Origin of the sequence: Gardnerella sp. DNF01204 (genome assembly GCF_049244145.1) — a bacterium.
GTDB lineage: Bacteria > Actinomycetota > Actinomycetes > Actinomycetales > Bifidobacteriaceae > Bifidobacterium > Bifidobacterium vaginale.
In genome coordinates this window covers 720899-744679 of the sequence record NZ_CP058379.1, presented here as the reverse complement: position 1 = coordinate 744679, position 23781 = coordinate 720899, and the positions used below count along the sequence as shown (strand labels likewise).

Below are 23781 nucleotides of genomic sequence, written 5' to 3'. Positions count from 1 at the left end.
ACTACTCCTTATTCATTTTGTTGGTTGTGTAACATATTCAAGATTAATGCGTTTTATGGACGTTATTTCGTAGCGTAAGTCGTTAAAGATACAAGCCTATATAATCTAAGCGTTTCGCGATTTGTCCATGCCTTTATACGATAATAACAAACTGACACGGGGTGCAATTATTTAATTGTAATTGCTGAGATTATACCCGTCGAACCTGATATAGCTAAAACTATCGAAGGGAATGTCGTTATGAATAACCTTTTTAGCGCGATTGCAAAACTGCATCATAAAGCTTTTATTTCTTTAAAAGCTTGGCTTTCTACTATAGCGATTCTTTTTTTATGGTTTTTAATAACCTTAACTCCTGCCGAAAATCGCGCTTTGCCATCTCCAATCGAGGTAATAAAAGCATTTGTTGACTTAAACAACGAAGGAATATTACTACCGTCTCTTGCAATAAGCATATTTAGAGTTGTAGCTGGTCTTCTTTTAGGAATTGCTTTTGCTTTGCCATCTGGAATCATTTCTGGCGGAAGCAAAATAGGAGAATCAGTAATAAATAAACCAAGTCATATGCTCAGATCCATCCCATTCCCAGCATTAGCACCTTTATTGATCATTTTTCTCGGTGTGGACGAAATGATGAAAATAATGCTTATAGCGCTTGGTGTTTTTGGACCAATGTATGTCAATATTCGAGATGGAGTAAGGAACATTGACCCTAAACTAATAGAACTTGCAAAGGCTTATAACGTTAAAAAATCGACTGTTTTTACAACAATTTTTATGCGAGGAACACTAGCTAATTTTATGACAGGATTGCGATTTTCAATTTCCGTAGCATGGGTTGCTTTAGTTACTTGTGAAACAGTTAATTCTTCAATAGGAATCGGATATATTCTTTCTAGAGCTCAACAATTCTTTAGACCAGATCAAATGATGGCATGCATTATTTTATATGCGATTGCAGGACTTGGATCAGAAGTTACTGCAAACATATTCGAATATTGGCTTATGCCAGAACGTAGAGTAAATAGAGAATCTTAACAAAGAGTTGATTTTAGAAATTCACGTAAATAAAGAATTTATAAAATCCTCTGTGAATTTTAGAGATACTTTTAACGATACTTTTAAAAATAAGTCAATTTTTATAAAAATTTAATCAACAAAATTTAATCAACAACCAAATAAACCAAATAAGAAAAACACAAAATAAAGGTAAAGGAGCCAAATCATGGCTAATTTCAAAATACAAATTGCTAGCAAACGCTCTATTGCAGCAATATGCGCTTTTTGCGCAACTATCGCTCTTGCATCTTGCGGCGGAGCTCAAAAACCTGCAAATAACTCCCAATCTTCTAGCAAAGATACGGGAATAATGAGGGTTGCTTATCTTTCTACAGCAAACTATTTAACAACGTTAAAAAATGAAAAATTCCTTCAGGAAGAATTTGGAAAAGCAAAAGTCACCTATACTGGACCATACACTCCAGTTGATGGTCTTACCGCAGTTATGAGCGGAAGCGCTGATGCAACAACTACTGGAACTGGACGATTTATTGATTTGATTGCAGAAGGTCAACCTTGGGTTGCATTTGCGCTCGAATATTACAATGGTGATTCTCAAGGAATCGTTGCATCCGCAAAAAGCGGCGCAAAAACACTAAAAGACTTATATGGAAAGAAAGTTGCTATTATTCACAACGGTGATACTGGCGATTACATGCTTCACCGCGCATTCGATAAAAGCGGATTAGACGTTTCTAAAGTGCATAAAGTAGAGATGAGCCCTAAGAACTTCCAGGCAGCATTTACATCTGGACAGATTGATGCAATTTCCTCATTCGATCAGAATCTTGCTGCAGCGATGACAACCCCTGGGTCAAAATTACTTGTTAACGCTAAAAAGTATGGCAACATGAATGTTACCATTCACATTGTTTCTAGAAAATTTGCTAAGAAGCATCCTGAGCTCGTTAAAAAAATGTATAATGCTCTTGTTCGCGAAGCTAATAAGTCACATAAAGAAAAGAATGTTATCGGGAATGCTTATAAGCAACTTGGAGCAAGCGACACAATCATTAAGCAGATTGAAAAATTCGATAATCCAACAATTAAGCCAATCGATAAGAAAGGCTTAGAAATGATGAAGGTTCAGGCAAAAGAATACGTAAAATATGGTTTAATTAAGCAAGCTCCAACAAACTTGGATGATTCCGTAATGGATTGCAGCAAGTAACCTAAACCTTTAAAATACGCTAAATAATTTTCAAAATCAAAACACAGTAGGAGTTAATATGAACATTCAAAACAATGAAAATAATGCTAATAATGTCAACAATTCCTACTGTGTTTCTTTAACGCATATTGAAGTAGCATTTGACGACACTTATAAGGTTTTGAAAGATATTAATTTAAACATTAAGCAAGGCGAGTTTGTCTCACTTATTGGCAGATCAGGTTGCGGAAAAACAACGCTTCTTAAAGTAATATCTGGTTTATTAAAACCTACAAGCGGCAGTATAAACGTTACAGACATGCAGGCTATAGGATTCCAAGATGCAAGATTAATCCCATGGCTAAAAATTGGTGAAAACGTTGTTTTTGGTCTTTCAGACAGTAAAAACAATCTTAAAAAACTTGCAAATAATGCTCTTAGCAAAATGCAATTAGAAGAATACGCCAATAAATGGCCTTCTCAACTTTCTGGCGGTCAAGCTCAACGCGTCTCTTTAGCTAGAGCATTAGTAAGAAACCCAGAGCTATTGCTTTTAGACGAACCTTTCGGCGCATTAGATGCTTTAACAAGACTAGACATGCAAGATCTTCTAGCTAAGCTAAGAACACAAAACGGCTGGAGCACAATCATGGTTACTCACGATATTGCGGAAGCTGTAAGATTATCAGATCGTATTCTAATGCTTCAAAATGGCGTAATATCAAGGCAATGGAATATCGATAGGAGCAGTGTTGATTCGCAAGGAAGACCTACAAATCATGTTTCTATTGAAGATGATTTAAGACTTGCCTTAAAGTGACATGTTCACTATTTAAAATTCACCTATTAATTTTTACCAATCAATGTCTTCTAAAAGTTGCTTAGCCCATTCGACTATCTCTTTTTCACTCATAGACGATGAATCCCCTAAAACAGACGCAAAAGGAGATGGAAAAATCATTGTGTGGGTTACAGGCTTAAACTGTGCTCCCCTGTAGATCCTACTCAAACGCATCCAAACAGATTGAGCTGGATCTACGCCAATAACGCGCACAGTTTTACCTTGCATGCTTATTTGATTAATACCCATTTGTTTAGCTTTAAAACGTAATCTTGCAACATCAAATAATGTTTGTAAGGATTTAGGAGGATTTCCATATCTATCGCTTAACTCATTGAAAATCTCTTTTAAGTCTTCATCATTCTGAGCCTCAGCAAGCTTCCTATAAGCTTCCAAACGTAATTTATCTGAATCAATATAAGATACTGGAATTGAGGCTTCTATTGGCAAATCAATAGAAACAGATATGGACTCTTTATGATCTGGTTCCTTATATTTTTCAACAGCTTCAGATACCATCCGAACATATAAATCGAATCCGACTCCTTCAATATGCCCACTCTGAGCATCTCCAAGCAAATTGCCAGTTCCGCGCAATTCCAAATCCTTCATAGCAACATCAAAACCAGAGCCAAGAGCAGTATATTGAGCGATTGTTGCAAGCCTGTCGTGAGCCTGCTGAGTCATAGGCTTAGTAGGATCGTACAAAAAGTATGCGTATGCGCGCTCACGACCTCTGCCAACTCGTCCTCGTAATTGATGAAGCTGACTTAAGCCGAATCTGTCAGCGTGATCTACAATAAGCGTATTTGCATTAGAAATATCTAATCCTGTTTCAATAATCGTAGTGCAAACAAGAACATCAATATCCCTATGCCAAAAATCACGAATAATAGTGTCAAGTTGCTTCTCGCCCATTTTTCCGTGCGCAATCGCCACTCGAGCATCTGGCACAAGTTTTTGAATATTAGAGGCAATTTTACTAATATCTTCTACGCGATTATGAACGTAAAATACTTGTCCTCCACGCAATAATTCACGTTTAACACAGGCTGCAACTTGTGCATCTTCATATGCTCCAACATAAGTCAAGACTGGTAGACGATCTTCTGGAGGCGTAGCAAGCGTAGACATTTCACGAATACCCGTAACAGCCATTTCAAGCGTTCTAGGAATAGGCGTTGCAGAAAGGCTAAGCACATCTACATTTGTTCGTAGAGCTTTTAAAGTTTCTTTATGTTCAACACCAAAACGTTGTTCTTCGTCTATAATCACTAATCCTAAATCTTTAAATTTTATATTTGGATTTAAAAGTTTATGAGTTCCAACAACAACATCTACTTGCCCTGATTCTATTCCTTGCATTGTAGCGTCTATTTCTTTTGCACTCTGGAATCTGCTCATTGCGGCAACTGTTACAGGGAAGCCAGAAAAACGGTTAGTAAAAGTCTCGTAATGCTGCTGAACCAAAAGAGTGGTTGGCGCTAGAACAACTACTTGTTTACCGTCTTGAACAGCTTTAAATGCAGCTCGAACAGCAATTTCCGTTTTGCCAAACCCAACATCTCCGCAAATCAACCTATCCATTGGAATTGGCTTCTGCATATCTTGTTTAACTTCGTCAATAGTAGTAAGCTGATCTGGCGTTTCTTGATACGGAAATGCATCTTCCAGCTCTTTTTGCCACGGAGTGTCAGAGCTGAAGGCAAAACCTTTAGTAGATGCTCTGGCTGAATATAACTTGATTAAATCTTCTGCAACTTCTTGAACATGCTTTCTAGCTTTTGCCTTTGTAGCAGCCCAATCTGATCCTCCAAGTTTGTTTAACTTTGGAATTTCAGCCCCAATATATTTGCTAACCAAGTCGAGTTGATCGGTTGGAATAAAAAGCTTGTCGGCAGGCGCATTACGTTTACTTGGTGCGTATTCAATTTCCAAGTATTCACGAGTAGCTTCTCCACTTGAGGTTTTTATATTTCGCTGCCTCATGCCTATAAATTTGCCGATTCCATGCTGATCGTGAACAACAAAATCGCCTGGTTTAAGATCTAGAAGGTCTATTGATTTTCGTCTTCTCCTAGGAGTCTTAAGCGCGCTTGCAGAAGATGTTTTTCCAGTCAAATCTCTTTCTGTAAGAATAGCGATTTTACTTTGTTCATCTATGAATCCGTCCACTATTTGCGATTGAATCGGTACAAAATCAAAAATTCCAGTTGATTGTATTGCGCGACTTAGTCTAGATAAGGTTCCATATGCGGATGCAATTATGTAAACTTTAAATCCGTTTGCTATAAGACCAGATATTCCACTAGAAATCTTTTCATTGTCTCCTCTAAATTCTTGAGGAGATTTAATGCTCAATCCTAGACGGCTATTTTTTACAATTTTATTTTCGTCAGATTCTTTAAGACCTACGGTTGCTTGCGACTTATCAGATCCAAAACTCGTTAAATTTATTACCTGATGATTCTTATTTTCTAAGCTTGCTAAAGTTTCATCAAAATCAAGAAAACTCGCCTGATCGAATGTGATTGGAGCACCTGCTCCTCTACCAGATGCAGCTACATGCCAGCTTGCTGCCAAAAATTCATTAGCAGTTCTACTTAAATCTTGAGCTGCGCGCCTACATTTTTCTGGGTCAGAGATCAATATTATAGAATTTTTTGGAAGCAGATTTTCTACTGGTTCCATTTTGTCAACTAATGCTGGAAGCAACGACTCCATACCTTCTACAGGTATTGCATTCGATATGGATTCCAACATTTCGTCAGCATTTTGAATTTTACCAATCAAAGATTTTGCACGATTTTGAATATCTTTTGTAAGCTGTAATTCTCTACAAGCAGTAGCCCAAATACTATTAATATTCTCACCGTATGTGCGCTGATCAGATGCATGAAACTGCTTAATCGTGTCGATTTCGTCTCCAAAAAATTCGATTCTAACAGGATGATTCATCGTTGGAGAAAAAACATCTATTATTCCACCTCTAACCGCAAATTCTCCACGATTCATAACCAACTCAACGCGATTATAAGAGTTTTCAACAAGACGTTTTACAGCAGAATCTATAGGAACTTCTTTACCACATTCAAAAACAAGAGGCTCCACGTCTGAAATATTTTCAACAACTGGCTGAATAATAGAACGAACTGGCATAACAAGCACACGAATTTGGCTAAACATTCTATTTTTGCCACTTTGAGGATGTTTTAATCTTCTAAAAACCGACATTCTACTTGCCACAGTGTCTGCTCTAGGAGAAAGACGCTCATGAGGAAGAGTCTCCCAAGCCTCGAGTTCGGCAATATCCTGAGGATCTCCATCATACCAATCGCGTATTGAAGAAACAGCGTCACTAGCATCTCTACCAGATGGAGTAATTAGAACAACAGGACTACTCTTTGATATTGCAGCTGCTATAGCAGGTCTAGAACCTAAAGGAGATGCTACAGTAAGCGGATTCGGAAAATCTAGCACGTTAGAAACTAAAGATTTAAACGCTTCATTTTTATCTAAAATATCTTTAAGTATATTTTCAAAAGAAACGTTAGAATTTATAAAATCTTTAGAATCTGACATATTGTTAGCAAAAAAATCAGATTTATTTGCCATTGAAATGCTCCTGAGTGGCGCTAAGTCCGCGGAAGATCACACTTTCTACTGCATCAGCACCATCTGCCAAAAAATTAGGAAGTTCAGATTTTTGCGCACCAGCAAAACCACCCAAAACCCAATTAACAGTATTATCATGCGCGTGCGCTCCGCGTTGAGCGTGCCCCACACCCATTCTCACACGAGCATATTGCGGAGTTCCAAGACTGCGATCAATAGAACGAATACCATTATGACCTCCAGCAGAACCGCCAGATTTTACTTTAATCCGACCAAAATCCAAATCCATATCGTCATGAATAATCACAATATGGTCAGTTTCAATCTGATAATACGAGCTTATTGACGAAACAGCAGCACCAGAATCGTTCATAAATGTGAGCGGCTTAGCGAGGAAAAACTTCGCCGATTTACCGTCTAAATTCATTACTCCCTTGCCTAATTTTGACAAGCCCTTATGGTCGGAAAAAGATATTGACCAACGCTCACTTAGCACGTCTGCAACCATAAATCCCATATTATGACGTGTACCTTCATACTTCGATCCAGGATTTCCAAGTCCTACAATCAGCCAAAAATCCGATGCCATAGCGCACACTCCAACTCATAAACTCAACAACAAAATGGGCGTACCGATTGAATACTACTTAAATACGTAGGCTCTCGATACGCCCTCATATACTGCGCACTATTCTACCAATAAGACGGTCATTGTTTAAATAATGCGGTTATTGTTTAAAATTTTCGCAAAAACTACTTTAAGAATTCGTCGGTGGATAATTCTTTAGCTTGAGGAGTTTTATGAGTTACCTTACCTTTTGCATCAGTGTAAGCTCCTCCTTGGCTTAAGAAGTTAAAGTAGTCTTGAGCACCTTTAACATCACTTGTGCCAAACACAAACTTGCCACTTTTAATATCTGCGTGGTTTCCCCAATACTGACCATCGACGATCAGTTTCATGCTGCGTTTAACAAATTTTGGATTAAGATTTGCGTCTTTAGCTTCTTTAACCAAAATGTCAGATGCTTCATCTGGGTGCGAATACGCGTATTCATACCCACGCTTTGCAGCTTTAACGAATGCGCGAACAAGCTTAGGATCACGTTTAATTGTTCGCTTATTAGTAATAATACCAATCGTATCTGGCTGACCAGGAACTCCATAATCTCTAGACCTAAAACAACGAAGCTTAGGACCGAACATATCTGCTTGGACACCTTCCCAAGTCGCATAAAACCCACCAAAATCTGCTTTTCCAGATTCAAGAGTACGGAAAGTTGAGGTTCCAACAGTAACTTTATCGAATTTACCCTTGCCACCATCATGCTGAATCATTCTGTTAATTACAACATCACTTTCTGCAGCACCAAAAGACGCGTAAGTTTTTCCATCAAAATCTTTAGGAGAATGAATCTTATTGTTTTTAGCAAGAGCACACCAAATTGCACTTGGTTTTTGCTGCACTTGCATAACCTGCTCAAGATTAGCTCCCTTTGTAGAAGAATCAGCAACATTAGTTAATGTAGTAAGGGCAAAATCAGCTGCACCACTGTCTACAGCATGTTCAGAACCAGTTGGAGCAACAGCAAGCATATCCACATCTAATCCTGCATCCTTAAACCAACCTTTATGTTTTGCAACATAGACACCAATATGATTAGTATCTGGTGCCCAAAAAAGCATAAAAGATACTTTACGAAGATTCGAGTTTTGATTATTACCCTCAAATCCACATGCAGAAAGAGATAATGCACAAAATGCAGAAAGAATAAACGCAAGACTACGCTTTAAAACACGCATATTCATGAGTTCCCTACTTTGTTTTTACTTACCATTTTCTGGGAAATGCAGCACAGACTTGGCAGAAAACGGTATCAAGGGCCTAGCCCGCGCCGTTCAATGCCCCCTATCAAGCTAAGAGTCTGACTAGGTTTGCCACACATTGACTCACGAAACATTTTGATTATGCACGATTCAATCGACAAATTAATAATCATGTTACAAACATAAGATTCTGATAGAATACACGTGCTATTCTTATTTCTGAATTTATGCGATTGGGGCAGCAGTCGCTATTTTTATGTCACTAGTTTAATATTCAAGAAAAGGATTGAAAATAAATGACGCAATCGCGTTTAAAGACTACGCTTGCAAAGTGTCTGCCAACTGTAATATCAATAGCAATTGTGCTGGTTCTATGGCAATTTGCTTGCCAACACTATAAGATATCGCCAAATCTTATTCCTGCACCAACTTCTATTGCTCAAGACACAATTGAATCATTCCCTACTTTATTGCCTGCTGCACTAATAACAACTCAAGAAACAGTTATTGGCTTTGCACTAGCAATAATATGCGGAATTCTTCTGGGCGTATTTTTCCATGTTTCTAAGCTAGTTAAGTCTGCTTTATTCCCACTACTGTGCGCGGCTCAAACTATGCCTTTAATTTCTATTGCACCAATTTTCTTGATTTGGTTTGGATTTGAAATGTCTGGAAAAATAGTAATAGTAATGATTTTTAGTATGTTTCCTATTGCTGTTCAAACTGTTCGAGGATTAGACGCAGTTCCTAGTTTTTATACCGATGTTGCATTAACTTGTGGAGCTAATGCTACTTGGACTTTGTGGCATGTTAAGTTGCGCGTAGCGGCTAGGCAAATTTTCGGAGGAATTAAAATTAGCGCAGCATATGTTTTGGGAACAGCTGCTACAGCAGAATATTTAGGAGCTAGAAACGGCTTAGGTATTTGGCTTCAATCCGCATATAACTCTTTTAGAACTCCACTTATTTTTTCAGCAACTATAGCAATAATAATTCTTACAGCTCTTCTAATGCTTGTTATAAATACAGCTGAAAAACTTCTTCTAGGTCCTGTGGAAGACGATGAAGATCCAGATAATCAACTGTAAAACTGATATATAAAATTAATGCCGAGCATAATGTAATCGATTATGTTCGGCATTAATTTTTATTGTTCCAAAACTGTCTTCTAATTCTACTTAACAGCTTCTTCACTCATTGCATCATTAATAGCATCGCTAAGCTCTTTTTGAGCCTTTCCATATGCTTGCCAATTCCCTGATCTCATTGCAGAATCAGAATCCTTCAATGCTTGAGCTGCTCGTTTAAGTGCAATCCTAGCTTTTTCACTAATAGAATTAGATTTTGCAGGTGCATTTGCACTACTTTTAGCATCGCTCTTATTGGAATTATTTGCACTATTTTTATTGGAGACATTTTCATTTGAGCCAGAATTATTGGAAGCATCGCCAGCGTTTGCGCCGGAGTTTCCTCCAAACACTTGGTTTAACGCTTCATCCAAAGTGTCAGCAAATCCAACTTGATCTCCAAAAGCAACCAATACTTTCTTAAGCAATGGATAGCTCGTAGAACCGCTAGATTGTACGTAAACAGGCTCTACGTAAACCAATCCTCCACCAAGAGGCAATGTAAGCAAGTTTCCACGCTTAACTTTGGTTGAGCCAGATTCAAGCAAATTCAACTCTTTAGAAACATTTGCATTAGCATTAAAGTTGTTTTGAGCTTGACCAGGTCCTGGAACATTTGAAACTTTAGGTAACTCTTGAAGTCTTAGTTTGCCATAATTTTCGCTTACTTTTCCAGCAACATTTCCAGCATCGGAATCTACAGACAAGAATCCAGTTAGGATTTCTCGAGTGATTTTTCCAGCAGGAATATATGTGGAAACAAGCGAAAATACTGGTTTGTTTGCTCCTCTAGTTTGCAAAGTCAAATAGTATGGAGGTTGCAAAATATCTTCTCGCTGAAGACTTTGAGATTCTGTAGGATCTACTGGAGTCTGCCAGAAGTCTTCTCCCGAGAAGAACTGACTTGCGCTGTCAACATGATACTTTGCAAGCAAATGCCTTTGCACTTTAAACAAGCTTTCTGGATATCGAATATGACTCATCAAATCGCCAGAAATCTTAGAAATATCGTGATAATGACCTGGGAATATTGATCTCCAAGCCTTAATCACAGGGTCCTTTTTATCCCAAACATACAAATCAACCGAACCGTCGTAAGCATCAACAGTAGCTTTAACTGAATTGCGAATATAGTTTGCTCGCTGATTCGTTAAGCCTTTAATAGAACGAGATGTTGTGGTTGTAGAATCCTGAGTCACCTGACCAAAATCAGTCATTTGCGAATATGGGTAAGAATCGGACGTTGTGTATCCGTCAACAATCCACTTAACTCGTCCGTCAACAACCGCTGGGTAAACGCGTCCATCTAAAGTCAAGTATGGAGCAACTTTAGAAACGCGAGTCTTAGGATCACGATCATACAAAATCTGCGAATCAGAAGTAACTCTATCAGAGAACAGAATCTGATCTGACTCAAAACGAATAGCGTGCAACAACCTAGAGAAGAAGTTTCCTACTCTTGGTCCACCATTTCCCTTAAACGTTGTTAAAGCACCATTTGAACCAGTTGGATAATCAAATTCCCAAGGAGCAGTGCCTTTTGGAGAACCAACAATAGAATACTTTGGAGCGTTTGGCGAGAAGTAAATACGCGGCTCATACTTCTTCAACTTTGTAAGCTTTCCTTGAGTTGGAATTCCATATTCCATAAATTGCGGCTGACCATCTGCAGTAACCTTATTTCCGTATGCTGCAACCACGCCATATCCGTGCGTGTAAACAGTATGGTCATTAACCCAATTTCGATTATCGTTTCCAGCTAAATCAAGCTCTCTTGCAGCAATAACCGTGTCTTGACTCACGCCATCAATGTCATACTTATCTACAGAAAGAGTATCTGCAAAAGTATAGTATTGCTTAGATTGCTGCAATTGGCGGAATGTTGGAGAAGTAACTTGAGGGTCTAAAAGCCTGATTTGTGCAGTAGACTCCGCTTCTTTTGCAAGCGCTCCCGACTTTCCTTCCGAAGTAGCGTTATACGATTCTTTTTTAACATTATTTAAGCCATACGCAAACTTAGTTGCATCAATATTTCGCTGAATATAAGTGGCTTCTAATTCTTGAGCATTCGGTGCTACTTTAAAACGTTGCAAAAGAGCAGGCCAAGCAAAAGACAACACCATAGCGCATGCAACAAGAGACGCAACAGCTACAGCAGGTGTGCGCCAAGCTTTAACAGCTACAACAAATCGCGTGCCAATTTTTACATTTCCATTAAGAGCGTGAGATTTTAGCAACCACGCTGTTATAACAATTCCAACAATTAGTGTTATTACAGCCATTGCAATGCTGGAAGGAACGCCAGCATTCATATCTGTGTAAGATCCGCCAGTAATCTTAGAACCATCCAAATTTACAATCGCAAACACATCTAAGATTTGCAAAACGGACCAGAAAATAATAACGAGCATAAACCACGCAGAAATTTGACGCCTTGCGCTTTTAGTTATGCTAAAAATGCCCTTGCCGCCAACAGGAAGCGTAATTCTTACAGCTCCCATCAAAGCGTTTGTTATAACGCTAAATAGCAAAGAAACAGCAAGAAGAACAATAAACGCTCTTGTAAAAAGACGCAATCCTGGCAAAACAAACACATAGAATCCGTTATCAAATCCAAATTGCGGATCTTTAATACCAAATGATTGGTAGTTAAACATAAGCAGAATTTGCACCCAATGATTGTAGAATTGCATTCCAAACACAGCGCCTACAATCAAAGACACAACTCCTGCAACATGCATTGCAAGCTTAGAGCTTATTCCCTTTTTAGTGTCTAAAATATTGCCTTTTTCTTTAACATATACGCCATCTTCGCTTCCAGGACGTTTTTTAATCGCAATATATGCAGACAAATACCCAAATGCAGCCATAAGCAGAGCGTACAAAGCCCAAACGCCGATTTTAGCGGCTAGTTGAATCCAGATTACGCTCTCGAATCCAAGTTGTGCATACCACATGCAATCTGTAATAAAAGTAGAAAAACCAAAAATAATTGAGCATATAAACGCTATTGCTACTACTATTGCAACAATAGCCCAACGCCATTTTCTTGATTTTCCAACAAACTTATTTACATCAAAATCTATTCTCATATAGCGATTATTCTCCTTACTGTTTGAGCTTTTATTATCGCTTTTATTGCTTTTACTATTATCGCTAATATTGCTAGTATTGCTTTCGCTATCTTCGCTAATATCGCTATTTTTTGGCAAATCGCCTTCGTTTTCTAGTTTTTTCTTAGCTTCTAATAGATCACTAAAGAGGTCACCGATGTCACCATCGTCACTATCTGCCCAATCTCCTATTTTTTTTGCAAACTTTGAAAAAGTCTTATCTTTGTTTTCACTATTAGACTCATTTTTAGAAGCATCTTTAGCAACAATATTTGTATTGCTATTATCTTCATCAATGCTTTCTATAACTACATCTTGATCGCTGGAATCATCCGCAGAAGCATCGGAAGAAGTATCGGCAAAATCATTATTTTGATTGCTCTTTTTCTTTCCATCGCTTGAATAATCGGAACGCTTATTCACTTTAGTGTTTTTAGGTTTTTTAGCCATATACGCGCCAAAAGCAACCCATGCAATGCCAATGATTATTTCTATGATGACTTTCAACATAAGGATAATAGTACTATACTAATTACTCCTAATCTACGTGTTGTGTTTGTTGTGTAATCAAAAATAATTACAAAAAAGCGCGCTCACAAAGTAGCGAACGCGCCTAATTTTATTAAATTAAATCATGTAAGCATTTAAGCTAAGCAACATCTGGATCGTCTTTAGCGATTGTTCCAGTGAGCTTACCAATTGCTTTCATAATGTGATACACAACCAACACAACAACAGTGCCGATTGCAATACCGTTAAACTGAATTCCAGAAACAGCAAATTGGAAGTTAGCAATGCCAATAATCATAACGATTGCAGCAATCATAATGTTAACTGGCTTATCGAAGTTCACTTTGTTCTCTACCCAAATGCGCACGCCGATCATGCCAATCATGCCGTAAAGCAAGGTGGTTACGCCGCCCAAAACGCCCGCTGGAATGGAGTTTACAATTGCACCAAACTTTGGGCAGAGGCTTAATACGAATGCGAAGAATGCAGCGCACCAATAAGCGGCAGTAGAATACACTTTTGTTGCAGCCATAACGCCAATGTTTTCGCCATATGTTGTAGTACCGCAGCCGCCAAAGCACCCAGCAATTGCAGTACCTAAGCCGTCTGCAAACAAAGCGGTACCAATCTTGGAATCGTAGTCACGGCCAGTCATCTGAGCTACAGACTTAACGTGACCAACGTTTTCTGCAATAAGAACGAGCACAACTGGCAAGAACATAAGCAAAACAGAGAAGTCGACTTGCGGAGTGTGGAACTTAGGGAAGCCAATCCAAGAAGCTTGCTCAATCTTACTAAAGTCAACTTGACCCTGGAAGCATGCGTAAGCGTAGCCAACAAGAACGCCAAGCAAAATGTTTAAACGTCCAAGAAGACCGCGGAAAATTACTGCAATAAGCATAACCGCAACCAAAGTTACTAAAGCAGTATCTGGCGCCTTTTGGAAGTTACCCCAAACAGCTGGACCCAAGTTAAAGCCAATGATTGCAACGATTGCACCGTTAACAACAGGAGGCATAATAATGTCGATCCACTTTGCTCCTGCAAAATGCACAAGCACACCGATTAAAGCAAGAAGAATACCTGTGCACATAATACCAAAGCTTGCTACAGCAATACCTTTATGCGCAGCAGTTACAGCCATAACAGGTGCTATAAGACCAAAAGAGCTTCCTAAATAACTAGGAAGCTTATTTGCGTTAATCAACAAGAACAGTGCTGTGGAAAGAGCCGTGAACATTAAAGTAGTAGACGGATCAAAGCCTGTAAGAATTGGCACTAAGAATGTTGCGCCAAACATAGCAATAACATGCTGAGCGCCAATACCAGCAGTACGAGTCCAAGTTAGACGCTCATCTGGCTCTACTACTTCTCCTGGCTTCAAAGTTTTTCCGTCACCATGAAGCTGCCATGTAAACAACGATTTCATCGTTTTCTCCTTGTGTAAAACGAGTTCGTATATATGTTTGTAGTCGAACAACTACAAAAAACAAGCGCCAGCTTAAAAAAAAAAAACAAGCACTACTCGAGCGCAGGTTTGGCAGCTTCCGCAGAGGTCGCCATCAACCGCCGCCCCTTAGCCAAATGGTCATTCTAATGTACTAATCATAAAGTGTCGAGGCAATTTTAAAAATAACAAATTTACATGTGATTTTCATTGAAATATCAAGGAAAATCGGTGTGTCGAAAACAGATAAAACACAACTAATTAATACTAATAAAAGTTTATACTTATAAACTTTTGCTTACGTATTAAATCTGCTTATTACAATCTTAATTTTGCAAAACATTTTGAATGTAATCTTTTAACACAATTGCATGATTTATACGCAGATCTTTCGCGCCATATAAAAACGTTACTTTTTTATTTTTTCTACATATATCTACGATTTGGTTTACACAATCTTGATTCTCGTCTAGCTCTTCAATATAACGATTAGCAAATTCTTCGAAACGCTCAGACTTATGCCCAAACCATTTTCGCAAATCACTTGATGGAGCAATATCTTTACACCACAAATCAAGATTTGCCTTTTCCTTACTTATTCCTCTAGGCCACAATCTATCTACTAATACTCGCAAGCCATCATGTTCATCAGATGATTCATAAATGCGTTTAACTTGAATATTAATATTGCACATAATTACCTCTTTAACTACATATAATGATTACACAATTATGATTTTTTTCAACAAGATTTAATTAATCACAATCCGAATGAAACTAATACAAGACTACGATAGATTTTTATCGAATATGTTTTATTATGTGATTTTTATTTTTAGCGTGTTGCTTGTAATCAAGCCAAAATGCAAATAAATGTGTAAATATTTTTGAATTTTTGTTCATTTTTGTCCGATTATGAGAGAATACTTAGCTAAATGGTTAATTTCTTTGATACATGGAAAAAGAAAATCTGCACCATCAACATGGCTCTTATAGCAGTGTTGACTCTTCTAGCTTCCTTAATTGGTAGCTGGCTCAAGCAGTTCCCAGGCTTAAGCCTTTTGGGAGCGCTTATCATTGCGTTGCTTATTGGCATGGCCCTGCAGCTGCCTTTGCACGTATACAAGTTGAATAATGATTCTAGAAGATCTGGAGTTAAATCTTCTGCTGGTCTAATTGCAAATAAGCTTCTTCGCCTAGGTATTATTTTGCTAGGCTTTAAGCTAAATTTGCACGTTCTATTTACTCAAGGTTTAAAGTGCCTACCAATCGCAGCTGTACTCGTTGCTGTTATGGTTTGCGTTACTTATAACATTGCAAAACTTCTTAAAGTAAGTCCTCAGCTTGCAATGCTAACAGCAGGTGGAACAAGCATTTGCGGAGCGGCAGCTGTTATGGGCCTTTCTGGCTCCATGCCTGTACCTCCACAAGAAGAGGATGAAAAAGAACAAAACGAAGTTATGGCTGTTGCAACAGTCGCAATCATGGGCACAATCTACGCTTTGGCTGAAATTTTCATTCTCCCTCATTTCGGAATGACTAAGCAGCAGCTTGGAATCGCATCTGGCGCATCTCTTCACGAAATTGCACACGCTGTTGCAGCAGGCGGAGCTTTTGGGAGTATTGACGTTGCAACAATCATGAAGCTTACACGAGTTCTTATGCTTGTTCCTACATCAATCTTTATTGCAATTTGGTGGAATGCTCGTCACAGCCAAGTAGAAGATAACGGTAAACGCAAGATTAACTTCCCATGGTTTATGCTCGGTTTTATTGCAGCATCCGTTATTGGTACATATGTGCCTTTTGTTTCGTCTTACGCATCCCTACTTGTTGACGCAGGATACGTATTCCTAGGAATGGCAATGGCTGCTCTTGGAATCAACGTAAACTTTAGAGTTATATTTAAGCAAGGAAAAGCAGCGTTCTTGGCAAGCTTCTTGGCTTCTATAGTGTTAGTTGTGTTAGCTTGTGCTGCAAGTATTTTGTTCTTCTAAAAGAACAGACATTATAAAAGAAACAAGAGGATTCCCTTTAAGGGAATCCTCTTTGCATATATAATCAATAAATATTTCAGTTATCCAATATGTACAGAAGTTCCATCTGGAATATACGAATAGAACCACTTAGAGTCAGGCACACTTAACCGAACACATCCATGAGACGCAGGAACACCCAGCTTTTGAGCCTCTGGAACAATATAATCACCAAAATTAAACCTGGTTGGCACAGAGTGGAATAAATATTCAGAACCTATAAAACCAACCCAATAGTCGCCACCCATCTTTTCTCTATCATTATAAAAATGGTCACCTCGTGCACCAATTTTATAATCACCTTTAGGAGTTGATTCATCCATTCCAGCGCTAACGATCATCGTATAAACAAGATTATTATTCGCATAAATATAAACACGTTGTTTTTTAAGGTCTACATTTACATGTAAATGATTTGCATCGACACCAGAAAGATTCGGATACTGACCTCCTGTAGGAATTTTCCATAAATCAGAAGATTTAATTATAGAATTATTTAAGTAATCTATCTTTATTTTAGATTTTTTATTACTTTTATTACTCTTATTGTTTTTGCGTTTTGAATAATAAGATTTTGTGTTATTAGAGATTCGACTATTTACTTCTTCAATCACATGAGATACTTGAAAACCAACAAAGCTGAAAAAGATTAAAATAACTAGAATAGTAGAAACGCGCTTATAGAAAATTTTGCGATTTTCTGGAGATTTTAAGCTAATAATATATTTCACTAATCGCGCAATAAGTGACCTTAGAACGCTTTTTAAAGAATAAAATATATTCATAAAATCTCCATAAATAAACAAAATAAAAAGGCGCTACTTTGATACTATACTACAGTACCTAAGCAGCGCCATTACACATTAATATGATTATTGTTTAGACAAATTGTTTAACTAATCACACATTAAACTTAAATTCAACAATATCCCCGTCTTGCATAACATAATCGCGGCCTTCAAGACGAAGCTTTCCTTCTTCCTTAATTTTAGCCATTGAGCCTTGAGCTTCAACAAAATCATCGTATGAAACAACTTCTGCTTTAATAAATCCACGCTCAAAATCAGTGTGGATAACGCCTGCAGCTTGCGGAGCTGTCCAACCCTTATGAATTTGCCATGCGTGAACTTCTTTAACGCCAGCCGTCAAATAGGTTTGAAGCCCTAGAATATCAAATCCGACTCGAGCAAGCTGATCCAATCCAGATTCTTGCAAGCCCGCATCAGCTAACATTTCTCGAGCATCTTCTTCATCAAGCTCAGTAAGCTCCGACTCAAATTGTGCGTTAAGGAAAATCGCCTTTGCAGGAGCTACAGATGCAGCTAGCTTAGACTTTAAAGAGTCATCCGAAAGCTCCGAATCGTCAACGTTAAACACGTAAATAAAAGGCTTAGCAGTAAGCAAGTGCAAATCGTAAACGTCGTCTTTATTAATCAACTTCTCATTATGAGCCTGATCAATTGTCTTGCCAGATTCAAGAATTTCCTTAGCTTTATTTACAGCATTCACGTATTCTTGAGTAACTTTTTTACCACGTAAATCTTTTTCTAACTTTGGCAAAGCATTCTCGATTGTTTGCAAATCAGCAAGAATAAGCTCCGTGTTGATTGTGTCAATATCGTCTGCTGGATCTACCTTGCCATTAACATGCACAATGTCATCATCGTTAAATGCACGAACAACTTCGCAAATGGCATCTGCTTCACGAATATTAGCAAGAAACTTGTTGCCCAAGCCTTCGCCTTCGCTTGCACCCTTAACGATTCCTGCAATATCAACAAATGTAACGGTTGCTGGAACTATTTTCTCGGTTTTAACAAGCTTCGCTAAAACAGGCAAACGTTTGTCTGGCAAAGGCACAATACCAGTATTTGGTTCGATTGTTGCAAACGGATAATTTTCTGCTAAAACGTTATTTCTTGTTAGAGCATTAAACATAGTCGATTTACCAACGTTAGGTAAACCTACGATTCCAATTGTTAAAGACATAATTACCTACTTTAGACCAGCTAGAGGAATTGACGACTCTACTATACTCGTATTGTTTTATTTTTGTTGAATTGCATCAACCGCGCTAATAACATCTCCCCTAAAACCACACGATTCTAGCTTTGAAACACCTCGAATCGTAGTGCCGCCAGGAGAACATACAGCGTCTTTCATAACGCCTGGATGAATGCGAGTATCCATATACAGAGCACCGACTCCCTCAATCATCTTTGCAGCCAAACGATATGCGCAATCTCGCTTTAGACCATACTTTACGCCAGCATCCGCTAAAGCTTCCATGTACATAGCAGTAAAAGCCGGAGCACAACTAGAAACACACATTGCAATATTTATGTGCTCGCTATCTACTCGCTCGACTAAAGAAATCGGATTAAAAATCGCATTAAAAGCTTCTAGCTGACTATCGGTTAGCGTATTTTCGTCTTCTGCTAAAGTAACTCCTTGGCAAACTGCGATTGGCGTGTTTGGAATAATGCATTGCACGTTAGCATCTTTGCCAAGTAGATTCTGGTAATGCTTAAGACTCCAGCCTGCTGCAACGGATATGATTGCTATTTTTCTGTCCACAATAGTTTTTGCAATAGGATGCAGAACTTCTTCAATCTGATTTGGTTTTACAGCCAGAATTAAAATATCACTAGCATCACAAACTTCACACGCGCTTTTTAACGCTTTTACTCCAAATTTGCTCGTAGTATTAACAAGTTTTTCAAAGTGGGCTGCGCATGCAACCATATCTTTTCCTTGCAAAACATTAGCGCGAATCAAGCCTTGCGCAATCGCTTGAGCCATGTTTCCAAAGCCAATAAATCCAACGGTTCCAATTGAGTTATAACTCATTAACAAATCTCCCTAATAAGTAAACAATAAACTAAACACTAACTTTTTATTAAGCATCTAATCATTTGTACATACAACTTGTATATCTAATCATTTGTTAGGTACTTTAATCAAAAGTTACTTATACGACTTATATCACTTATATTACGACTTATATCACTTATATATAGTCTCTAAATCTCCACGATTCTTTGCCTCTTCTAGCAAATGACGGAACACAAAGTCGCCATGAACACCATCGTGCTCAAACTCGTTAGTAGTCCAATAATGAGAGTTAGAAATATGAGACAAAGTGTCTAGCTGAAGACCAGAATCAACATACAAGTCATCGAAATAAACCGCTGCTTGCAAAGGAACTTCATTATTTGCGAGTTGATCTAAGTCGTAAATCTTGCCAAATTGCATATCGTTCATCATGCAATCAACAGCTGGCAAGAACGGTTGCAAAGCTTTTTGCTGATCAAACATCCACGGAAACACAGCTTCGCCAGTAAACAAAAGCGGACGCGCACTGCCAGCAAACTCTGGCATTGTTTCTCGAACTTGCTGAGCTGCCCAACGAATTGGATGATCTAATTCGCCATCCGCATAAATGAACTCTTGTAGTGGCCAATATAGCGGACTAGAAGATGTTGCATCCATAACGCCATAAAGAAACTCATCGCTTAAATAGCCATCTGCTGTTCCACCACCATGTTTAAACGCCTTAAGAGAGCCATCTCCATCCGAAAATGCAGAGTCAATAAGCCAATGAACTCTTTCAAAACTTGGCTTCATGCCAAAAGATGAACCAAGAGTCTGAAAGCGCTCAACCGTAAGCTTTTCGCCATTAGGCAAGAAAACATCTCCTTGAGAAATCCTATCTGCAATAGCTGCAGCGCGCGCAACATCCTGCGGATAACGCTCGTAGAATTGCTCAGTTTTTCTAGCCATACGCGGGAACGTGTGCTCGTAAACTTCTAGAGCATTAGCTGGAATGTGAGGAATACCGCCCGTTGTAAAGCTTGCAAGTAAGCCCTGTGGGAAAAGAGACAAATACGTAAGCGTTAAGAATCCACCATAACTTTGACCCAAAGAAACCCACGGCTTTGCATTAAACTCAGTTAAGCGCAAATGCTCAAAATCGCGAATAATAGAATCAGCTAAGAATCGCTTTAAATACCATGCTTGCCTCTCTACACTCACGCCGTCGTCTGCCATGCGCTTAATCGTAGAAGCATCTACTCTAGAAGAGCGCCCAACGCCACGCTGGTCTGGAAGAACAACACGAAAATGCTTAATTGCCTCTTGAATCCAACCATCGCTAGACGGCGAAAGCGGACGAGGGCACTGACCCCCTGGGCCTCCTTGCAAAAACACTAGCAAAGGCAAATCGTCATGCACATGTTCTGGAGCACAAATAACTCTGCAAAATAGGCGAATCGTCTCCCCTTTAATAGAATCGCCTGGAGTGTTTTGCTCCCAGTCTAAAGGAACATCGATTGCGCGCTCTTCTACATACAATCCTGGTACGTAATACTTTGCTAGCAGTGCCATTGTAAACATTCCTTTCTGCACTCGCATGCAACGTTGCAATAACAAATCACATACAAAAATACACACTCTTATATAAATCATACTCAAGTTCGATTGTTCTATAAAGTGCCGTGTACTAGCCTAGTAGTTATGAAAATATCTCACACGTTTAACAAAGCCATACAACGCTTACGCACTGAGCTTACGCTAAACGATATATTGTGGGGCATTATTCCACTTATTCTTTTTACACTTTCAAGCAATCGGTATCCTATAAACAATGTTGACGGATTCTTGACGCAAAGTTCACTAATTACAACCTATCTTATAAATATTGTTGTTGCATCATTACTTTCAGTACGAAGAATATGGCCCGAACACACAGCTGTTATTTTTATTGTTGCATGCATTTTGCAAGTAATATTTGGCCCTACTCAACTTTTTGCTGATTTCTTTGGTTTTGTGCTGCTTGTTAATGCTATTGCTCGCGGAAATCCAGAACATTCAAAAGCTTTTGTTATTGCAGCTTACGTAACAACAGTATTATCTTGCGCAGCAATATCGTGGAATATTGTAATGGGGCCAATATATGGCATCAATCATTTAAAAGCTAGTTATTCTTGTAGTGTACAAAATATAAATAGCAGCAACATAAGAAACTGCTTTTCAAATGTACTTGATTTTGCAATTCCTTCCATAATTTTTGCGATTATTATTACTACAATTACGGTTATTATTGGCTACTGGCAGCGCACTCACGTGCATACTATTCAACTTTTACAAGAGAACAATAATGCTATTCGCGCGTACCGAAAGAAAGCTCAAAATATTGCTGTTACTGCAGAGCGCGCTAGAATCGCAAGAGATATGCACGATATTGTTGCTCACACGCTTTCTATTATTATTGTTCAAGCAGATGGTGGTCGTTATGCAGCAACCAAAGATATTTCGCTTGCTAAAAAAACAATGCATATTATTAAAAACGAAGCAGAGCGCGCCGTTCACGACATGCGTCGACTGCTAGAGGCTTTAACAGACGCTCCATCCGCTCAATTGGATTTTAATCACATACCTTCGCTTATTGAGCAAGCAAAAATTGCATCTCCTAATAACATTTTTTGGCACACTGTTGATGGCATAAATTCTCAAAATAGACTTAACACGGACGCACAAACCGTTGCATACCGCATTATTCAAGAATCTCTTACTAATATTCGGAAGCACGCAGGAAATGGCATTAAAATAAACATTCACGAACAGTGGAACGAACAAGGATTAACACTAAAAATCACAAACGAAGTACACAAGCTTGAAGCTAATCAAGAGCAAAATAGTGGTGTGCCACATAAAAATGGTTATGGTTTGATTGGCATGAAAGAGCGCATTGAAAATCTTCACGGAACGCTTGATTATGGAAAACTCAATGATGGAACGTTTAGTATTGTTGCTTTTATTCCATATTTTTACAGCACAGACCAATCAAACACTACTGCTTCTGCACTAAATAGTATTCCTAATGTTAGTTATAAAAACGTAAAAGTTAATAATCCATTATCAACGCAAGAAAAACCAGAAAATACAAGCGATAAAACCTCATCAAAAGTTTTGCCAGCGACAAATAATTCACAAAATAGGATTGAGAAAGTATCACAATGGTTTGAACAACATTGGCTTATTGGCGATGTTATTTATGCATCACCTTGGACTGTTCTAATGCTTTTTATACCAACTTACGATTTTACTGTTGGAACTGGAATGACTTCACAATATTCAAGCTCGCTTTCATTACAAATACTTTATAGAATACTTACGCTTACTACTATGATTCCATTTATGTTTCGTAGAAAAGCTCCGACTACGTGCGCAATTGTTGCAGCAGCATTTTCTGCAATACAACTTATATGCTTGCCTAATATTTTATTTGCTAATTTCTTTATACCAACCATTGTTTATGCGGCTGTGCTCTATGGCAAAAAGCACGCATGGCAATGGGTTAGCGCAGTAGTGCTCGCCGAATCTGCTATTTTTGCTGTAAAAATTGGTGTTGCATCAAAAAATATTCCACAAAATGAAACTCCAATACGATTTTTTGCATCTAATGCGTACACAACTAATTTTTATGACATTATGCAAATGGCGTCCGTAGGATTAATTTTTGGTTTTATAGTTGCATTAATTTGTTTTGCTGCTATTGCATTTGCTTATTACCGCAGAAACGATGACAATAATTTGCTGATTCTAAAAGCGCGCAGAACAGAATTAGAACAAGAACAAAAACAGCTAGAAGTACTTGCAGCAAATGCCGAAAGGCAGCGTATTAGCGCAAATATTCAGCAAAAAGTTGCAGTTACATTGCATAAAGTAATTGATGCCGCAAATAGCGGAATTGATATGCTTAATAAATACGAAAAAACAAATAGTAATGCAGAAAATCAAAAGTCAAAAGAACCTGAGCAACTACAAGAACAAAGTGAAGCAATTAGTAAAGCTTTCAAAAATATTAGTGACGAAGGTCGTTCAGCACTAAAATATATGCGAAAATTGCTTGGAATTTTGCGAGAAACAGGATCAAGCGTTAATTCAGCAAATAATAGTGCAAATGTTTCTGAGATTGCGGTTCGCCCTGCTGCACCACTTGATGAGCAAATTCAACACAACGCATTAAACACAACACATTAAATAAGCAACAGTAAG

At 38.3% G+C, this 23781-nt stretch carries 16 protein-coding genes and 1 riboswitch; of the genes, 6 read left to right on the top strand and 10 right to left on the bottom strand.

The annotated features are described in order from the left end of the window. Positions 1-147 precede the first annotated feature (147 nt). Positions 148-250, top strand: a riboswitch (TPP riboswitch). The 3 genes from HXT46_RS02820 (at position 241) to HXT46_RS02810 (ending at position 3029) form a co-directional block, all read left to right on the top strand. Beyond that, positions 241-1038: an ABC transporter permease gene (locus HXT46_RS02820; protein ID WP_004138162.1), complete on the top strand. Its 798-nt coding sequence runs from the start codon at positions 241-243 to the stop codon at positions 1036-1038. It overlaps the preceding riboswitch by 10 nt. A 187-nt stretch (positions 1039-1225) precedes the next feature. Further along, positions 1226-2230: an ABC transporter substrate-binding protein gene (locus tag HXT46_RS02815; protein WP_004111826.1), complete on the top strand. Its 1005-nt coding sequence runs from the start codon at positions 1226-1228 to the stop codon at positions 2228-2230. Positions 2231-2288: 58 nt separating this feature from the next. Next, positions 2289-3029 (top strand): ABC transporter ATP-binding protein, encoded by a 741-nt coding sequence (locus HXT46_RS02810; RefSeq protein WP_004111829.1) that lies wholly within the window; start codon positions 2289-2291, stop codon positions 3027-3029. Positions 3030-3062: 33 nt separating this feature from the next. On the opposite strand, the gene mfd is transcribed toward HXT46_RS02810, so the two are convergent. The 3 genes from mfd to HXT46_RS02795 form a co-directional block, all read right to left on the bottom strand. After that, on the bottom strand, positions 3063-6665 hold the full coding sequence (mfd, locus tag HXT46_RS02805; RefSeq protein ID WP_004138191.1) for a transcription-repair coupling factor: 3603 nt from the start codon (positions 6663-6665) through the stop codon (positions 3063-3065). After that, positions 6655-7254, bottom strand: coding sequence for an aminoacyl-tRNA hydrolase (gene pth / locus HXT46_RS02800; RefSeq protein WP_004111835.1), 600 nt, complete (start codon positions 7252-7254; stop codon positions 6655-6657). Before pth ends, mfd begins: the two co-directional genes overlap by 11 nt. Positions 7255-7418: 164 nt before the next feature. Further along, the gene (locus tag HXT46_RS02795; protein WP_004138058.1) at positions 7419-8471 is read right to left on the bottom strand and encodes an ABC transporter substrate-binding protein; all 1053 of its coding nucleotides are present in this window, start codon (positions 8469-8471) and stop codon (positions 7419-7421) included. Between the two features lie 314 nt (positions 8472-8785). On the opposite strand from HXT46_RS02795, the gene HXT46_RS02790 reads away from it, so the two are divergent. Further along, the gene (locus HXT46_RS02790) at positions 8786-9577 is read left to right on the top strand and encodes an ABC transporter permease (protein ID WP_004117970.1); all 792 of its coding nucleotides are present in this window, start codon (positions 8786-8788) and stop codon (positions 9575-9577) included. Between the two features lie 86 nt (positions 9578-9663). Here the strand turns inward: HXT46_RS02790 and HXT46_RS02785 are convergent, their stop codons facing one another. From HXT46_RS02785 to HXT46_RS02775, 3 genes are all read right to left on the bottom strand, one after another. Further along, complete coding sequence (locus HXT46_RS02785; protein ID WP_004138155.1) at positions 9664-13239, bottom strand: UPF0182 family protein; 3576 nt, start codon at positions 13237-13239, stop codon at positions 9664-9666. Positions 13240-13378: 139 nt separating this feature from the next. Next, positions 13379-14668, bottom strand: coding sequence for a uracil-xanthine permease family protein (locus tag HXT46_RS02780; protein ID WP_004111840.1), 1290 nt, complete (start codon positions 14666-14668; stop codon positions 13379-13381). Between the two features lie 344 nt (positions 14669-15012). Then, positions 15013-15381: a DUF488 domain-containing protein gene (locus HXT46_RS02775; protein ID WP_004138317.1), complete on the bottom strand. Its 369-nt coding sequence runs from the start codon at positions 15379-15381 to the stop codon at positions 15013-15015. Positions 15382-15621: 240 nt separating this feature from the next. Between HXT46_RS02775 and HXT46_RS02770 the strand changes: the two genes are divergently transcribed. Further along, entirely contained in the window at positions 15622-16683 is a 1062-nt protein-coding gene (locus HXT46_RS02770) for a YeiH family protein (RefSeq protein ID WP_032836389.1), read from the top strand. Positions 16684-16763: 80 nt separating this feature from the next. On the opposite strand, the gene HXT46_RS02765 is transcribed toward HXT46_RS02770, so the two are convergent. From HXT46_RS02765 to HXT46_RS02750, 4 genes are all read right to left on the bottom strand, one after another. Then, positions 16764-17507: a L,D-transpeptidase gene (locus tag HXT46_RS02765; RefSeq protein WP_004111852.1), complete on the bottom strand. Its 744-nt coding sequence runs from the start codon at positions 17505-17507 to the stop codon at positions 16764-16766. A 115-nt stretch (positions 17508-17622) separates the two neighbouring features. Next, positions 17623-18711, bottom strand: coding sequence for a redox-regulated ATPase YchF (gene ychF / locus HXT46_RS02760; protein WP_004111854.1), 1089 nt, complete (start codon positions 18709-18711; stop codon positions 17623-17625). A 57-nt stretch (positions 18712-18768) separates the two neighbouring features. Further along, a complete protein-coding gene (gene proC, locus HXT46_RS02755) occupies positions 18769-19572 on the bottom strand; it encodes a pyrroline-5-carboxylate reductase (RefSeq protein ID WP_101886426.1) in 804 nt (267 codons plus the stop codon). Between the two features lie 156 nt (positions 19573-19728). After that, a complete protein-coding gene (locus HXT46_RS02750; protein WP_004111864.1) occupies positions 19729-21108 on the bottom strand; it encodes an alpha/beta fold hydrolase in 1380 nt (459 codons plus the stop codon). A gap of 129 nt (positions 21109-21237) precedes the next feature. Between HXT46_RS02750 and HXT46_RS02745 the strand changes: the two genes are divergently transcribed. Beyond that, positions 21238-23766 carry a histidine kinase gene (locus HXT46_RS02745; RefSeq protein ID WP_421786270.1) on the top strand — a complete coding sequence of 843 codons (2529 nt, stop codon included), beginning with the start codon at positions 21238-21240 and terminating at the stop codon, positions 23764-23766. Positions 23767-23781 lie beyond the last annotated feature (15 nt).

Coding starts and splice junctions, on each gene's coding strand:
- HXT46_RS02820 (WP_004138162.1), top strand. CDS start 241: ATGAATAACCTTTTTAGCGCGATTGCAAAACTGCATCATAAAGCTTTT.
- HXT46_RS02815 (WP_004111826.1), top strand. CDS start 1,226: ATGGCTAATTTCAAAATACAAATTGCTAGCAAACGCTCTATTGCAGCA.
- HXT46_RS02810 (WP_004111829.1), top strand. CDS start 2,289: ATGAACATTCAAAACAATGAAAATAATGCTAATAATGTCAACAATTCC.
- mfd (WP_004138191.1), bottom strand. CDS start 6,665: ATGGCAAATAAATCTGATTTTTTTGCTAACAATATGTCAGATTCTAAA.
- pth (WP_004111835.1), bottom strand. CDS start 7,254: ATGGCATCGGATTTTTGGCTGATTGTAGGACTTGGAAATCCTGGATCG.
- HXT46_RS02795 (WP_004138058.1), bottom strand. CDS start 8,471: ATGAATATGCGTGTTTTAAAGCGTAGTCTTGCGTTTATTCTTTCTGCA.
- HXT46_RS02790 (WP_004117970.1), top strand. CDS start 8,786: ATGACGCAATCGCGTTTAAAGACTACGCTTGCAAAGTGTCTGCCAACT.
- HXT46_RS02785 (WP_004138155.1), bottom strand. CDS start 13,239: ATGTTGAAAGTCATCATAGAAATAATCATTGGCATTGCATGGGTTGCT.
- HXT46_RS02780 (WP_004111840.1), bottom strand. CDS start 14,668: ATGAAATCGTTGTTTACATGGCAGCTTCATGGTGACGGAAAAACTTTG.
- HXT46_RS02775 (WP_004138317.1), bottom strand. CDS start 15,381: ATGTGCAATATTAATATTCAAGTTAAACGCATTTATGAATCATCTGAT.
- HXT46_RS02770 (WP_032836389.1), top strand. CDS start 15,622: ATGGTTAATTTCTTTGATACATGGAAAAAGAAAATCTGCACCATCAAC.
- HXT46_RS02765 (WP_004111852.1), bottom strand. CDS start 17,507: ATGAATATATTTTATTCTTTAAAAAGCGTTCTAAGGTCACTTATTGCG.
- ychF (WP_004111854.1), bottom strand. CDS start 18,711: ATGTCTTTAACAATTGGAATCGTAGGTTTACCTAACGTTGGTAAATCG.
- proC (WP_101886426.1), bottom strand. CDS start 19,572: ATGAGTTATAACTCAATTGGAACCGTTGGATTTATTGGCTTTGGAAAC.
- HXT46_RS02750 (WP_004111864.1), bottom strand. CDS start 21,108: ATGGCACTGCTAGCAAAGTATTACGTACCAGGATTGTATGTAGAAGAG.
- HXT46_RS02745 (WP_421786270.1), top strand. CDS start 21,238: ATGAAAATATCTCACACGTTTAACAAAGCCATACAACGCTTACGCACT.